Raw genomic sequence first — 264 nt, 5'->3', positions numbered from 1 at the left:
ATTATTCTGAGTTGAAGTTAGCTCACGCCCCATTTCATCATAGGTTGTTGTTATGTATATCTTAGCAGCCTGGTCCTCAGCAGTCACATAGTCATCATACTTTTTTAGCGTTGGGATAACATTACTACTACCAGTAATTACAGTAACTTTATCCCTAAGAATTGTTTTTACTGGTCTCGCTAAATAATCTTTAATTTGCAAAACATTATTAGCAAAATAATATCTATTCACTACATTAAATAACTTCTTAACTGAGATCTCATC

The 264-nt window shown here is 32.6% G+C and carries 1 protein-coding gene; it reads right to left on the bottom strand.

The features are described from left to right. Nucleotides 1–264: hypothetical protein (locus tag SB752_RS32640; protein WP_410719535.1), on the bottom strand; the 264-nt coding region annotated here is incomplete at both ends.

The organism is Brevibacillus sp. SIMBA_040 (genome assembly GCF_046535075.1).
Classification (GTDB): Bacteria; Bacillota; Bacilli; order Brevibacillales; family Brevibacillaceae; genus Brevibacillus.
The sequence above is the reverse complement of the archived record's forward strand: the minus strand, read 5'-3'. Positions and strand labels throughout refer to the sequence as shown.